General features: G+C 65.4%; 15 protein-coding genes and 1 tRNA gene. 8 read left to right on the forward strand and 8 right to left on the reverse strand.

Features of this window, described 5'->3' with window-relative positions; translation table 11 throughout:
• Positions 1-42: 42 nt before the first annotated feature.
• The 4 genes from NMB40_RS15645 (at position 43) to NMB40_RS15660 (ending at position 3236) form a co-directional block, all read left to right on the forward strand.
• On the forward strand, positions 43-372 hold the full coding sequence (locus tag NMB40_RS15645; protein WP_494359013.1) for a nuclear transport factor 2 family protein: 330 nt from the start codon (positions 43-45) through the stop codon (positions 370-372).
• The gene (locus NMB40_RS15650) at positions 369-1151 is read left to right on the forward strand and encodes an SDR family oxidoreductase (protein ID WP_494359014.1); all 783 of its coding nucleotides are present in this window, start codon (positions 369-371) and stop codon (positions 1149-1151) included. Before NMB40_RS15645 ends, NMB40_RS15650 begins: the two co-directional genes overlap by 4 nt.
• A gap of 137 nt (positions 1152-1288) precedes the next feature.
• On the forward strand, positions 1289-2068 hold the full coding sequence (locus NMB40_RS15655; RefSeq protein WP_494359015.1) for an alpha/beta fold hydrolase: 780 nt from the start codon (positions 1289-1291) through the stop codon (positions 2066-2068).
• A 223-nt stretch (positions 2069-2291) separates the two neighbouring features.
• Positions 2292-3236: an LAPAL motif-containing putative phage structural protein gene (locus tag NMB40_RS15660; RefSeq protein WP_494359016.1), complete on the forward strand. Its 945-nt coding sequence runs from the start codon at positions 2292-2294 to the stop codon at positions 3234-3236.
• A 57-nt stretch (positions 3237-3293) separates the two neighbouring features.
• Here NMB40_RS15660 and NMB40_RS15665 read toward each other — a convergent pair whose 3' ends face one another.
• The 8 genes from NMB40_RS15665 to dtd form a co-directional block, all read right to left on the reverse strand.
• The gene (locus NMB40_RS15665) at positions 3294-3563 is read right to left on the reverse strand and encodes a putative hemolysin (protein ID WP_448143653.1); all 270 of its coding nucleotides are present in this window, start codon (positions 3561-3563) and stop codon (positions 3294-3296) included.
• 126 nt (positions 3564-3689) lie between these two features.
• Positions 3690-4169, reverse strand: a complete 480-nt coding sequence (locus NMB40_RS15670; RefSeq protein WP_494359017.1) for a hypothetical protein — start codon at positions 4167-4169, stop codon at positions 3690-3692.
• Between the two features lie 1276 nt (positions 4170-5445).
• Positions 5446-5904, reverse strand: coding sequence for a hypothetical protein (locus NMB40_RS15675; protein WP_494359018.1), 459 nt, complete (start codon positions 5902-5904; stop codon positions 5446-5448).
• 69 nt (positions 5905-5973) lie between these two features.
• Positions 5974-6159: a DUF8616 domain-containing protein gene (locus NMB40_RS15680; RefSeq protein WP_494359019.1), complete on the reverse strand. Its 186-nt coding sequence runs from the start codon at positions 6157-6159 to the stop codon at positions 5974-5976.
• A 195-nt stretch (positions 6160-6354) separates the two neighbouring features.
• Positions 6355-6430, reverse strand: a tRNA-Ile gene (locus NMB40_RS15685).
• A 66-nt stretch (positions 6431-6496) separates the two neighbouring features.
• On the reverse strand, positions 6497-7765 hold the full coding sequence (locus NMB40_RS15690) for a HipA domain-containing protein (RefSeq protein ID WP_494359020.1): 1269 nt from the start codon (positions 7763-7765) through the stop codon (positions 6497-6499).
• 262 nt (positions 7766-8027) lie between these two features.
• Positions 8028-9878 carry an RNA polymerase sigma factor RpoD gene (gene rpoD / locus NMB40_RS15695; protein ID WP_282246841.1) on the reverse strand — a complete coding sequence of 617 codons (1851 nt, stop codon included), beginning with the start codon at positions 9876-9878 and terminating at the stop codon, positions 8028-8030.
• 89 nt (positions 9879-9967) lie between these two features.
• On the reverse strand, positions 9968-10408 hold the full coding sequence (gene dtd, locus NMB40_RS15700) for a D-aminoacyl-tRNA deacylase (protein WP_282246840.1): 441 nt from the start codon (positions 10406-10408) through the stop codon (positions 9968-9970).
• Between the two features lie 72 nt (positions 10409-10480).
• Between dtd and NMB40_RS15705 the strand changes: the two genes are divergently transcribed.
• The 4 genes from NMB40_RS15705 to NMB40_RS15720 all read left to right on the forward strand — a co-directional run bounded on the left by NMB40_RS15705 (position 10481) and on the right by NMB40_RS15720 (position 14735).
• The gene (locus NMB40_RS15705) at positions 10481-11398 is read left to right on the forward strand and encodes a lauroyl acyltransferase (RefSeq protein ID WP_494359021.1); all 918 of its coding nucleotides are present in this window, start codon (positions 10481-10483) and stop codon (positions 11396-11398) included.
• 65 nt (positions 11399-11463) lie between these two features.
• Entirely contained in the window at positions 11464-12600 is a 1137-nt protein-coding gene (gene ribA, locus NMB40_RS15710; protein WP_494359022.1) for a GTP cyclohydrolase II RibA, read from the forward strand.
• Positions 12601-12687: 87 nt separating this feature from the next.
• Positions 12688-13209 (forward strand): PH domain-containing protein, encoded by a 522-nt coding sequence (locus tag NMB40_RS15715; protein ID WP_494359023.1) that lies wholly within the window; start codon positions 12688-12690, stop codon positions 13207-13209.
• Complete coding sequence (locus NMB40_RS15720; protein WP_494359024.1) at positions 13206-14735, forward strand: PH domain-containing protein; 1530 nt, start codon at positions 13206-13208, stop codon at positions 14733-14735. The genes NMB40_RS15715 and NMB40_RS15720 overlap by 4 nt, the downstream gene beginning before the upstream one ends.
• Positions 14736-14856 lie beyond the last annotated feature (121 nt).

Here is a 14856-nt window from a genome sequence, read left to right on the forward strand (position 1 = left end):
GAGGTCGGCGCAATCTTGCTCCACACCCACTGGAGCGCTGCCATGAAAGACCTGAACCTGCCCGAGCCGATAGCCGCCTACTTCCAAGCCGACAGCCAGGGCGCGGCGGCCGTGGCCCGCTGCTTTACCCGCGACGGAGTGGTCCTGGACGAGGGCCATGCCCATGCCGGCGCTGCCGCCATCGAGGCATGGAAGACTGATGCCTCCACCCGCTACAGCTACACCGCCACGCCGCATACGCTGGAACACCTTGGCCGCAGCTACCGGGTCACCAGCACCGTGTCAGGCAATTTCCCTGGTAGCCCGCTGGACCTGCGCTACGCCTTCACCCTGGAGCGCGGGAAGATCGCCCGGCTGGAGATCGGGGCATGACCTTCGATCTGGAACTGACCGGGAAGCGCGTGCTGGTGACCGGCGGCACGCGCGGGCTGGGCGCGGCGGTGGTCGAGCTGCTGGCGGGGCTGGGTGCACGTGTGGTGGCAACAGCGCGCACCTCGCCGCACGCCCCCATCGAAGGTGTGCACTACATGGAAGCAGATCTTGCCAGCCCCGAAGGCGCGCGCCGGGCCGGCGAGGCAACGCTGCATCACCTCGGCGGCATCGACGTGCTGATCAACGTGGTGGGCGGCTCATCAGCACCTGCCGGCGGGTTTGCCACGCTGGACGATGCCGAGTGGGCCCGAGCGCTCGACCTCAACCTGATGCCTGCCGTGCGGCTGGATCGCGCACTGCTGCCGGCGATGATCGCGCAGGGGTCCGGCGTGATCCTGCATGTCACCTCGATCCAGCGCAGCCTGCCGCTGCCCGAGGCGACCACCGCCTATGCCGCCGCGAAGGCCGCCTTGTCTACTTACAGCAAGGCACTCTCCAAGGAAGTCACGCCGAAGGGCGTGCGGGTGGTGCGGGTCGCGCCGGGCTGGATTGAAACCGAAGCCTCCGTCGCCTTCGTCGAACGTATCGCGGCCGAAGCACAGACCGATTACGAAGGCGGCAGGAAGCGGGTCATGGACGGCCTGGGCGGCATCCCGCTCGGACGACCGGCGCAGCCGGGCGAAGTGGCCGACCTCATCGCGTTCCTGGTCTCTCCACGGGCGGCCTCCATTTCGGGCACGGAGTACACCATCGACGGCGGGACGGTGCCGACGGTATGAGATACACAGGTCCGGCCGATTTGGACGCCTGATCAAGTTATCAGGACTTTATGCGACCGATCGTTCGGCATTGATGGGCAAAGTACCCCTGCCGGCCAACGCCGCCCCCGCAATCCCACCGTCCCGAGGAGTCGTCCATGTTCAAGCTCATCCCTGCAGTGTTCGCGGTCGCCCTGGCGGCCGCCCTCTCCCCCGCCCAGGCCAGCGATGCCGTTCGCGGCCAACCGGTGCACAACGTCGTGCTGGTGCATGGCGCCTTCGCCGACGGCAGCGGCTGGCGCGGGGTGTATGACGACCTCACCGCGCGTGGCTATCACGTGTCGATCGTGCAGAACCCGCTGACCTCGCTCGCGGACGACGTGAAGGCCACCCAGCGCGTGCTGGATCGCCAGGATGGGCCGGCCATCCTGGTCGGGCATTCGTGGGGCGGCACGGTGATCACCGAGGCGGGTGTACACGACAAGGTGGCCGGACTGGTCTACGTGTCGGCGCTGGCGCCGGATGCGGGCGAGACCACGGCGCAGCTCTATACCGGCTTTGCGCCCACGCCTGAGTTCGTGATCGAGACTGGAAGCGACGGTTTTGGTTTCATCAAGCCCGACAAGTTCAAGGCTGGGTTTGCGCATGACACCACCGACGCGGATGCGGCATTCCTGCGCGATTCGCAGGTGCCGATCAACATGTCGGCGTTTGGCACCACCCTGACACACGCAGCCTGGCGCACCAAGCCGAGCTGGGCGGTGATCGCCACTGAAGACAAAGCGTTTGATCAGGCGATGCTGATCCACATGGCCGAACGCATCAAGGCGCGCATCACCAAGGTGCCGGCCAGCCATGCGGTCTTCATGACCCGGCCGAAGGTGGTGGCCGATACGATTGATCGTGCAGCCAAGGAAGCCGGGAAGAAGAACAAGTAAGCCGGTCACGACCATCGGTTGTGAGGCACCGGTAGCGCCGGACCGTTGGTCCGGCGTTCGACGCCGATGCACTTCTCTACAATCTGCAGGTAACCGGTAGCGGTCACAGAACCGCCTGCATCAACGGTGATACGTTCCTCCGTCCACGCCACAGGCAGACCGGCCTTGGTGGCCTCATGCCTTCGATAGGCACTCAACGGATGAGCGGACACACACACCTGCCATGGGCGATATGACGCAGTTCCGGATTACCTACGACGGCCCCGCGCTGGCCACGCATGAGATGGATGCCAAGGAACTGGCACCTGCGCTCATGGCCATGGCCGACCTCCTCGAATCAAGCGTGCGCGCACTCCACGGGGATCGCGCCAAGGCGCAGATCTACGTAAAAGGCTCGTTCAAGACCGGCAGCTTCAATGTCGACTTCACGACAGCGCTCAACTTCCTGAAGGCCGCAAAGGACATCTTCTCCGGCGATGGCATGGGTGCCATCGCGAATGCGACAGCGGTGCTTACCGCGCTGGGCCTTACCGCCAGGGCCGGGTACAAAGGCCTTGCCCAGGTCCTCGCGTGGCTTAGAGGCCGCAGCGTGACGCATGTTCAGATGAAAGAGGATGGAAACGTCACGCTCTTCTCGGAGTCGGACACGCTGGACATCGAATCCGAGGTACTGGTGCTACTGAGCGACGTCTCCGTGCGCCAGGCGTTCGACCGGGTGCTTGCCCCGTTGGATCGAGAAGGTATCGACACGTTTTCTGCAGGCGATCAATCCTCCTTCGCGTTGATCATCCGGGGGGATGAACGCCACTTCTTTTCCACACCGGCTGATCAAGACATACCTCTTCTCGATGACACCAGGAAGATGGCGCTCTCGATTGTGTCGCTCGCCTTCAAAGACGAAAACAAGTGGCGGCTCTCGGATGGCAACGCCACGATCAACGCCAGAATCTCCGACGCTGAGTTCCTGCTGGGCGTGAACGCCAACACGATCTCCTTCAGCAAGGGAGATGTCCTGATCTGCGAGGTGCGAGTCACCCAGTGGCAAACCCGATCGGGGGCAAAGACTGACTACGACGTGGTCAAGGTGGTCGACCATCTACGTGCAGCCAGGCAGATCGCCTTCCCAGGCATGCGCCGGCCGCTCCCACCCGCCAACACGCCCCGGTAGAGCCGGACCGTTGGTCCGGCTGAAGCCAGCCGGCCTTCCGCTTGGCGGCGCGGGATTCTAGCTCGGCTTCTTCGGCGCATCCCGCCGGAACAGCTCCCACTCATCGATCCGGTCGCCGTTCGGCAAGTGGCAGATACCCCGCTCGTTGCCATCCCGGTCCTTCTCGATCATGACCTTGCCACCGCGCTTTACACAGTACTCGGACGCCGGGTTTGCCATGCCAACAGGAACGCCATTCTCGCGTGCCTCCTGATTCTGCTGGGAACACCCCGCCGCTCCGGCTACCGCGATGGCGGCAACGAACACGGCAACGTTGATGCGAAGCATGAGCCTTCTCCGGGACTGCCCTATTGGACCAGGGCAGTGTGGAACCGGACTTGTGAACGTCCTGTAGCAGCAACACCGGTAGCGCCGGACCGTTGGTCCGGCGACTCTCGACGCAGCCCGCAGCCGCTAGTGCACCACCGCAGCCGCCTTGGTGGCCTCCGTGACAGCCGCAGGCGTTAGAGACGCGTTAGAGACATCCACGACCGAGATCAACGCCAGCAGGTTCCTGATGGTCAGGTCTTCCACGGTTCCCGGGCAGTGCTCCAGGATGTCGATCAGTGCCAGCAGCTCCACGATGCGCAGATCATAGATGCGCAGCAGCTCGCGGATGACCCGGAACAGATCCCTCCTGGATACATCGTCTACGCCGATCAACCGGTTGACCAAGGTACCCGGTGCGTGAGGGTGTGCGCTGCGTGTGGCGTGAATGGCACCAATGACATCGCTGAGCGTGAGCGACTCGAACGGCGTGTCGTTGGCAGTCAGATGCTCTTCAAGCGTGAGCCAGATGGAGCTCCCCCACTCCAGGGTATCGGCGATCTGGCCGAAGTAGTGGGTGAAGTCGACGGCTGTGCGCGTAGGCGCGGTCAGGTTTTCGGATGACATGGCTGGGTTCCTTACTTGAGCCTTGGAATCCGCCACCTTGCTGCAAATCGAGGTGGCGGGCGGTACACGGTTTGCAGACCGGAGTAAGGCAACCGGCAGGCCTTGCGACCTCCGTGCACCGCCCGCCATAGAGCTAGCGAGAACACGCCCATCGTCGATGCAACGGGCCAAAAAAGAAAGCGCCGTGCATCGGACGATGGGCGCTGGTGCGCCTTACAACAGTTCGGGCTGCAAATCCCGGTCGCCGATTTTGCGGCGACGATGGGATGCTCCGCCTTGGGAAAGCGGCTCGTCAACGCACAAGACTTCAATCTGTGCGCGGAGTATCAAACGCGCTCAGGAACCGTGAACCGCGTATCGCCACCCCTGGCCTATCGCGACATGTCATGCGTAAGCAATAGAAAAGGCCGCCCATTGGGCGACCTTTCAGCTTGCGGCACTCAGTGCCAGTAACCGTTGGCGAATCATGTACAGGACGACGCAGGTCTTGCCGTAGCTACTTCCGGTGCAAACAATCCCTGTTATGGTCCCACTGGTGGGCCCGGAATAAACCATAGCCGCACCAAGTCCGGCCATATGGGTTGCCATGACAGAGAGATTCTCGCCGCCATAGTCTGTCCACTTCCCTTCTACCTGTTGAATGTCGCCGGGCGAGTTGACCCTGCTGATCGAGGAAGCCGCGCCCCTGTTCGCGGCCAGACCGCAGGAGGCAGATACGCAGTTCACCGCGCTGCCTGCTGGCCTGCCCGCGCGCCGCCGGCGTGGCAGCAGGCGCTAGCCTCGCAGGACGTGGGACTGGCTTCCGATGCCTGGCTGGCGTGCCCGCAAACTGGACCGTATTGGCGCTTGGCTCAGCGGCGACGCCGTGGCCCTGCAGACTGACCTTCGTGCCGCTGACGCCGCGACCCGGGGTGAACGCAAACAGCGCCAGTTCATTGCCCGCGAGGCGGTCGATCCGCTTTATGTTGCCCATCACGTCGTAGACGTAGCGGGCCGCCTCACCGGCATCGTTGCTTACGGCGATGACGCGGCCGTTGGCGTCGTAGACGTAGCTGGTGGCAAAGCGCGGGACGTCAGCAGCGTCAGTACACGAAAAGCCAGATCGCAACGCGTTGCAGAATGTAAGAACGCGTGTCATCGCCGACGCCTCCACCCTGGACAGCGCCAACTCCGCCCTCCACCTGTGCTTCCATAACAGCTCACTCCTATGCGTCGGGCCTCGCGACCGTTCCTTTGACCAGCAGACTCTGCATGCCGCGGCCGGACCATTGCGGACCTACGGCTCAACCTCCATTTGCCGCCTTACCTCACGAATGAGCTGCTGTGCAGCTGCATTGGCTTTACTTGCATCGGATCGCCTGGCCGCCTCCAAGGCATCAAGCAGCATTGCATGTCGCTTCGCTGCATCGCTCTCCCGCCTTGCCGCCAAGACAGTACTTGATGCGTAGAAGTACAGCTCGTTCGAATCACCGAGCTCGCGAGCGGTTGCCTTCCATTTCTCGGCAAGTTCGTCGCTCCCCGAGAGCGCCTCATAGTGCGCGATCAATCGCCTCACGGATTCGAGATCGCCCTTCTTCGCGGCCGCCTCCACCAATGTACGCTCCTTTTCCGGAATCATGTGCGCATCGCTTGGACTCATGATCTCACTATCGTCGGGGACGCCTCGCTCGCCTTCACAGCCAGCTAGGGCGAATGCAACAGCTATGAGCAACACCACGGGCATTACTAGTTTCATCTTGGCACCGGCGATTGCGGGTAGAAGGGAGAATAGTGACCAGGATTGGACCTGTCAGGATCTCGCCCGTTACCCCCCCACTCTAGGCATGGCCCCTGTAACGCCCTTCCGAGTGAACCAGACCTGTGCATTGGGTACGTACACCGTCACCCCAAGCTCATTTGCAAGCTTCTGCGCAAACCCATCTCGCTTCTTGCCCGTATTGCAGGATTTCAGCCAGATCGGTTGGCCGTTCCAATTTCCCCTTCTTATCATTTCTGCGGCAATGGCAGCATTAGTTGGCCGCAGCCGGCAGAATTACCATTCTCGGCCCATAAGTGATTGAATCCCTTGAGGGCGGCGAGCTTCTCGAGCCTGAAACCGGCCAACTTGTGCCTTAGGCTGCAGTACAAGTTGGCCAAAACGGCCAACTTATGCTTTCGCCCACACATGCGATGCGCCTGATCTGACTGGTGGGCCCAGAAGGATTCGAACCTTCAACCAAAGGATTATGAGTCCTCTGCTCTAACCGTTGAGCTATAGGCCCTTCGCGGTTGCACAGTGTAGTGGAGGGGAAGCGGGGCGTGCTACTGGCCCCCACGGGGAGATCGCCTCAACCGAAGCGCTGCGCCAGTGCCTTGACTCGCTGGGCGTTGTGAGCGGCCAGTTCGCGCAGGGCATTTGAGCGAATCGTCGGGGAGGCCGCAACGCTCTGCCAGTAATGCGCCGCGAGCGGGGCCGCCCATTGCAGGTGGGCTAACTGGCCCGCGCGCTCTGGCGCAATAGACCCTAATAGCGCGGCAGGGCGGAGAACACCGGTGCGGGATGGGGCCAGCGACATGGGCAGCATGTCGTAGATTGGCACTATTGATAGCGGGCCTTGATCCGCAAGATGAAATCCCAGGTTGCCTTGGTGCATGTCGCTGTTGCCGATCAGGCGCCCGAAGGCATGGAGCTGCGCCATTCGGATTGCGGTTTCTGGCGTTATCCAGCCCAATGCTTGGAGCTGCTCGCCGACGGTGCCCCAGTCTGCCGTTACGTCGCCCACGAAGGCGGAAGACAGCGACATCAGCGAAACGAAGCCTAGCCGGCCCAGCAGGTTTGGGGTGCGGTCGAAGCGCTGCACCTCCAGGAAGGTGTACTCGTTGGTCTGGATAAGCTCCGAAGCGGCAGCTTGAATGCCTGCTTCTCGGAGGGATTGCAGGGCCAGGTGTTCGCATACGAGCAGGTCCGCCCAGCGTTCGGCCCCCTTCCCGTCAGCGGCCCGGGCGAACTTGACCAGTACGGCGTGGCGTTGGCCGTCAGCCTCGACTGTGGCCGTGAACTTGGGCTGCTCGCCGCCGGGGCCGAGGCACGCCAAGGTACCTGCCATCACGGCAGACGCCCGCTCGGGATAGGCGCGCTGGCGCGCCGCAGCGTGCACGAGGTTGGGCGGAGCCTCTCGAGACATCAGCGCCGCCTGCAAGGCGGTTTCGCCGGGGACGATGTCGCCCTGCCCTGTGCCTCCGGTATGGGACAGCATTCTGAGTAGAGATCGTGGCTGGGAGCAGTCCGGGTCCAGTGGCAGCCCAAATTCGTGGCCCTGGTGCCTTGCGTAGGCCCTGCCCAGATAGCCCTGTGGGCGGAGGTCGTCCAAGTACCACGGGAGGCCGGGGAAGGCGCCCGGGTCGCCGCCATCGGGTGGGCAGGTGAGATTCGGGCGGTTTGCGTTGACGTGGACCTGGAAGGTATCGCCCGGTTGCGGGACGGCGTGTCCAAGTTGTTCCACGGTGCCGTCCGGGCGCAGTCGGAACAGTGGGTATTCGGCGTCGTCTGGGCGGAAGAGCGTCATTGCCGCAGCGTCGTGGACGCGGGGCCCGTACGGCCATTCAATTCGTTGCATCAGTGCGCCGCGACGGAGAGGTCAGTGGCGCAGGCAGCACGATTGGCGGTGCGGATGCGTGCGGTCTTCGGTTGGGGTCATGCGTTACCGTGCCGATGGGCGAGGTCGGCGGTCGTTTGGGAACCGACCCTACCCCCGCGTGCCCGCGTCCGGGGCGTCGCGCCGGCGCGATGCGGGAAGCCCGTTCTGTCCATCGGTAGCGGCAGCCCATGAAAAAACCCCGCCGAAGCGGGGTTTTTTCATTTACGCGACTGCCTGGAGATCAATCGATGTCCAGGAAGCTGCGCAGCTGCTCGGAGCGGCTCGGGTGGCGCAGCTTGCGCAGCGCCTTGGCTTCGATCTGGCGGATGCGCTCGCGGGTGACGTCGAACTGCTTGCCCACTTCCTCGAGGGTGTGGTCGGTGTTCATGTCGATGCCGAAGCGCATGCGCAGCACCTTGGCTTCCCTCGGGGTGAGGCCAGCCAGCACGTCACGCACGGTTTCCGACAGGTTGATGTTGGTGGTGTTCTCGATCGGGGACTCCACGTTGGTGTCCTCGATGAAGTCGCCCAGATGGGAATCCTCGTCGTCGCCGATCGGGGTTTCCATCGAGATCGGCTCCTTGGCGATCTTCATCACCTTGCGGATCTTGTCTTCCGGCATGTCCATTTCCTTGGCCAGCTCCTCCGGCGTGGCCTCGCGGCCGTACTGCTGGAGCATCTGGCGGGAAATGCGGTTCAACTTGTTGATCGTTTCGATCATGTGCACCGGAATACGGATGGTGCGCGCCTGGTCGGCGATCGAACGGGTGATGGCCTGGCGGATCCACCAGGTCGCATACGTGGAGAACTTGTAACCGCGGCGGTATTCGAACTTGTCCACGGCCTTCATCAGGCCGATGTTGCCTTCCTGGATCAGGTCGAGGAACTGCAGGCCGCGGTTGGTGTACTTCTTGGCGATGGAGATCACCAGGCGCAGGTTGGCTTCGACCATTTCCTTCTTGGCCTTGCGCGCCTTGGCTTCGCCGTAGGCCATGGCCCGGCTGATTTCCTTCAGCTCTTCCAGCTCCAGCGAGGTGTTCTTCTCGATGTCGATGGTGGACTGCTGTTCGGCAATGATCTGGTCCTTGACGTCACGCAGCGCCGACGACCACTTCTGCTTGCGCTTCAGTGCGTCTTCCACCCATTCCAGGTTGGTCTGGTTGCCTTCCCACGAACGGATGAAATCCTTGCGCGGCATGCGGGCGGTCACGGTGGCCAGGTTCAGCACGCGGCGCTCGTGGCCCTTGATGTCGGCCATCACGTCGCGCAGCTGCTTGACCAGCACGTCGGTCAGCGGCAACGGCAGCTTCAGGGTGACGAACACGGCAGCCATGTCGTCGCGCAGCTTGGTCAGCGGCTTGCGGTCGGCCTTGGTCGCGGCCTTCTTGAAGGCAGCGTAGGCGGCAGCCAGCTCGCCCATGCGGCGGGCAACTTCTTCCGGGTCCGGACCGGTCGGGCCGGCTTCTTCTTCAACGTCGTCGCCGTCGTCTTCGTCTTCGTCGGCATCGGCATCAGCGTCGTCGCTGGTGTCTTCAGCCACGACCGGGGCCGGCACTTCTTCCACCAGGTCGTTGAAGCCGACGATCACTTCGGCCAGGCGCTTCTTGCCTTCCTTGTGCGCTTCGTAATCGGCCAGCAGCGATTCCACCGACACCGGGAAGGTGCCGAGTGCCGCCTGGACCTGGCCCAGGCCTTCTTCGATGCGCTTGGCGATGGCGATTTCGCCTTCGCGGGTCAGCAGCTCCACGGTACCCATTTCGCGCATGTACATGCGCACCGGGTCGGTGGTGCGGCCACCTTCGGTGTCGAGTGCGCTCAGTGCGGCGGCAGCTTCTTCGGCCGCGGTGTCATCGACTTCGCGGTTACCGGTGTTGCCGTCGTTGAGCAGCAGGGTTTCGGCATCGGGCGCCACTTCATGGACATCAATGCCCATGCCGTTGATCATGCCGATGATGTCTTCGATCTGCTCCGGGTCGACAATGTCGTCGGGCAGGTGGTCATTGACTTCGGCGTAGGTCAGGTAGCCCTGTTCCAGGCCCTTGCTGATCAGAAGCTTGATGTCGTTTTGCTGGGCAGGACGTTCGTTGGCCATGTAGTGCTCGCGCCACCGGCAGGGATAGGGAATAGAACCTAGCATTATACCAGCCCAGCGCCCCTCGGGCCCGGGCGGTGGTCCCGGGGTCAGGGTCTGAGCAGGAAGGTCACCGGACCATCGTTGATCAGGCTGACAACCATATGGGCGCCAAACTGACCGGTTTCCACCCCTGAAACGTGTTTTTGACGACAGATCTCCACCAATCTGTTGAATCCACGTTCAGCCTCGTCAGGCGGCGCGGCGGTACTGAAGCCCGGCCGCATCCCGCTGGCCGTGTCTGCCGCGAGGGTGAACTGGCTCACCAGCAGCAGGCCGCCCCCTGTCTCCCCCAGGGATCGGTTCATTTTCCCGCTCTCATCTGCAAACACACGGTAACCAAGCAGGCGATCGGCCATCCTCCGGATCTGGGCCTCGGTATCGCCCGGCTCCATGCCCACCAAGGCCAGCAGGCCCGGGCCGATCTGGCCGACCACGGCCTGGTCCACGCTGACGCTGGCCTGGGTAACGCGCTGGATGAGGACGAGCATTGGAGGCATTCCGGAGTGAACAAGCGCCCTACCTTAGGGGTTGGGCGCGCGCACCGGCTAGACTTTGCCCCGATGAAACCGCAAACCACCGCCCGCCTGGCCTACCGCGCCGCTGCCTTGTTCACCCGCCTGCCCTGGTCCTGGCTGCGCGGCTTCGCCCATGGCCTGGCCTGGCTGTGGATGGCCCTGAACGCCCGCGAGAGCCGGGTGACCCGGCGCAACCTGGAGCTGGCCTACCCCGAGCTGTCGGCCGAGGACCGCGCCACCCTCCACAAGGCGGTGCTGCGCTCGACCGCGCTGCAGGCGGTGGAAACCCTGCGCATGTGGACCCGGCCGCGCGACCAGAACCTGGCCCTGCTCACCGAACGCCGTGGCGAGGCGCTGTACGACGCGGCCCTGGCCAGCGGCAAGGGCGTGATCGTGGCCGCCCCGCACTACGGCAACTGGGAGCTGCTCAACCAGTGGCTGGCCTCGCGCGGGCCGATCGCCATCGTCTACAAGGCACCCGAGGAAGCGGTGGGCGATGAATTCCTGCAGCTGGTCCGGGGCGGCAGCAACGTGCAGCAGGTCCGGGCCGAAGGGCCCGCGGTGCGCCAGCTGTTCAAGGTACTCAAGGATGGCGGCGCCACCGGCATCCTGCCGGACCAGCAGCCCAAGGCCGGCGATGGCGTGTTCGCCCCGTTCTTCGGGGTGGAAGCGCTGACCATGACCCTGGTCAACCGGCTGGCCGAGCGCACCGGGGCCACCGTGCTGTACGGGTGGTGCGAACGCACCGGGCCGGGCATGCAGTTCGCCCTGCACATCACGCCGGCTGACGCCGCGGTGGCCGATCCTGACCCGCGCACGGCCGCCAGTGCGCTCAATGCCGGGATCGAGGCGATTGCCCGCCGCGATCCGGCCCAGTACCAGTGGACCTACAAGCGTTACACGCTGCGCCCGCCGCACAGCGACGAAGTGGACCCGTACGCCACCGAGAAACATCCGCACTGAGCGCGACGCTGCGTCGCACCGGCCACGATTGAATCGGCGCCTTCCGACCCCACTGTGAAACCACGATGTCCCCCACGGCCCCTGCCATGTCCCCAGTTGCTTCTTCCCCGTTCGGCGATCCGGCCGCGATCCGCTGCGAGCGCGCGGTGGCCGAACTGCGTGCCGGCCGCCCGGTGGTGATCGATGACGGCCACGGCCAGCGCCTGGCCTTCATCGCCCTGGACAGCAGTACGCGCAGCAGCTACACCGCCTTTGCCGGGGTGGCCGCCGGGCAGCATTACCTGTTCCTGACCGCCACCCGCGCGCGGGTGCTGGGCGTGGCCGCCGAAGACGGCGCACGCGTCCCGCTGGCCGGGATCGATTTCGATGCCCTGCCTTCGCTGAGCTACCTGCGCGATGCCGAGCCGATGCCGGCTGGCTGGACCGCCGGGCAGGCACTGGATGAGGGCGCGGTGGAAATCGCGCGGCTGGGCCTGCTGCTGCCGGCCATGGTCGGGGTGCTGCTGGCCCCGGGCGATGCCCGCTTCGACAGCTGCGCGCAGGTGTCGCTGTGCGACCTGGCCCAGGGCGCCGAACAGGCCGCCCATGCCTATGAACTGGTGGCGCGCTCGCCGGTGCCGCTGCGCGAGGTGGGCATGACCGAATTTGCGGTGTTCCGCGGCGGCGTGGCCCAGCGCGACCAGGTGGCGATCATCGTGGGCAACCCCGACCTTGCCGGGGTGGTGCCGGTGCGCGTGCATTCCTCGTGCCTGACCGGCGACCTGTTCGGCTCGCTCAAGTGCGACTGCGGCGACCAGCTGCGGCGCGGGCTGCGCAAGCTGAAGGAACTGGGCGGCGGCGTGCTGCTGTACCTGGACCAGGAAGGGCGCGGCACCGGCATTGCCGCCAAGATGCGCGCCTACGGCTACCAGCACGATGGGCTGGACACGATCGATGCCGATGCGCAGCTGGGCTTCGGTGCCGACGAGCGCCGTTATGGCAGCGCGGTGGCGATGCTGCAGGGCCTGGGCGTACAGCGCGTGCAGCTGCTGAGCAACAACCCGACCAAGGCCCAGCGCCTGCGCCATGCGGGGATCGAGGTGGTGGACTGCGTGCCGGTGACCGGCGACATCACCGCCGAGAACGAGCACTACCTGCGCACGAAGGCCGAACGCGCCGGCCACCTGCTGGACGTGGACGCGCTGATCCAGGCCGCGCAATAGCGCGCGCCAACCTGCTACCGTCTGCGCGACGGGCGCAGCCGACCTGACGTGGACGCCCGGCATGTTTCCTCCTGCCGAGCGCCTGCCTTGTCCGATCCGTCCCCTGCCCCGTTGCCGACCCCGCCACCGCTGCCCGACCAGGGCACGTGGCAGCCGCTGCCGCTGCGCGCGGCCACCATCGCCGGCGTGGCCGGTGCCATCACCGGAGCGATTCTCATCGGCGGCGTGCTCGGCACGCTGTGGGTGGTGTTCGACATGCCGATGCGCTGGGTTGGCGCGGCGGCGATGCTGCTGCCCGGCGCGTTGATTGGCGGCTTCTTCGGCTTCCGCCGGCAACGCCGCACCTGGTGGCGGCTGGATGCGCAGGGGCTGGGCGTGCGCCGCGACCTGATGTGGCAGCTGGAAACCCGGGTACCGCTGTCGCGCGTGCAGCACCTGGACCTGCGCCGTGGCCCCATCGAGCGCACCGCGCAGCTGTCCACCCTGGTGGTGCATACCGCCGGCAGCCGCTTCAGTGCGGTGTCGCTGGGGGGGCTGGACCAGGCCGACGCCGAGCGCCTGCGCGATGCGCTGGGCCACCAGCTGGACCAGGACGACGACGCCCTGTGAGCACGCCCCTGGCTGACGACGACGCCCCCGACCAGCGCCTGCACCCGTGGTCGTGGCTGTTCGTGCTGCTGATGCAGCTGCGCCAGTTCCTGCTGCCGCTGGTGGCGCTGGTGGTGTTCAGCGGCCGTGGCGACAGCGACACCGAGGACATGTGGTCCAACCTGGCCGCGCTGGTGGTGATCGTGGTGCTGGTGGCGGTGTCCATCCTGCAGTACCTCACCTTCCATTACCGGATCGGGCGCGATGCGATCAGCGTGCGCAGCGGGGTGATTTCGCGCAACCGCCGCGAGATTCCCTTCGCACGCATCCACAACGTGGTGGTGCACCAGAACCCGCTGCACCGGCTGTTCGGGGTGGCCGAGCTGCGCCTGGAATCGGCCGGCGGCACGCGTCCGGAAGCGGAAATGCGCGTGCTGAAGCTGACCCAGGCGCTGGCGCTGGAGCAGCTGGTGCGCCAACGCGGGCAGCAGCAGGTGGCCAGCGGCGAAGCGTCGGCCGCGGAAACCACCGACGCGCCGGCCGAAGATGTACTGCTGCAGCTGGGTACGGCGGATGTGGTGCGCGTCGGGCTGCTGTCCAATCGCGGCTGGGTGGTGGTGCTGGCCGCGATCGGTGCGGCGTACCAGCTGTTCCCGCGCGGCGCGGTCGACGACGCCATTGAACACGGCGGCCGCCAGGCGTTCGGCTATGCCAGCACCCTGCACCCGGCGACCTGGGTCTGGGTGGTGGCGACGCTGGTGATGGTGGTCGGATTCTGGGTCCTGCTGCGGGTGTTCTCGGTGGCATTGGCGCTGCTGCGCTATCACGGCTTCCGGCTGACCGAACACGAGCGCCGCCTCACCGTGGCCAGCGGGCTGCTCACGCGCATGCGCACCAGCGTGGCGCGCCGGCGGATCCAGGCCTGGACCCTGCGCGAAACCGCGCTGCAGCGCTGGTTCAAGCGACGCCACCTGCGCATCGATATCGCCGCGGGTGTTTCAACCGATGGCGAACGCCGCGACCTGCGGGAGCTGGCGCCGCTGGCAACGCCCGAGGCGTGCAACGCGCTGGTGCAGCACCTGCTGCCGCAACTGCAGTGGCCACCGGCGCAGTGGCGGCACGTGCCGCAGCGTGGCTGGTGGCGGTTGTGCCTGCGGGCGCTGGTCGTCGTCCCGCTGCTTGCGGTGGGTGCGGTGTGGGAGGTGGGGCCGTGGGGCGCACTGGTGCTGGCCTGGCTGCCGTGGTCGGCGCTGCGCGCGTACCTCACGGTGGCGCGCATGGGGTACCACCTGGATGCGCGCTACGTGGCCGTGCGCGGCGGCTGGTGGCAGCGCTGGTGGCGGTTTGCCGAGCTGGACAAGCTGCAGGCGCTGCGCCTGGACCGGTCGCCGCTGGACCGGTGGCTGGGAACGTCCAGTGTGTGGCTGGATACCGCGGGGGCCAGCGGCAGCATCGCGCTGTGCCTGCGGTATCTGCCGGAGGCCGAGGCCCGGGCGGTGTTCGAGCAGCTCAATGCTGCGTTGGGAAAGCGTCGGCTTCGGTGGTGATACGGGGCGCCGTAGGGCGGGTTACGTGCGCAGGGTCATGGCTTTGACACGCATGGCGGGTTACGTGCGCAGGGTCATGGCTTTGACACGCATGGCGTGTCACTACGATCCTTGGTCGCTC

The sequence above is a fragment of the Stenotrophomonas sp. FBCC-B152 genome (genome assembly GCF_059134105.1).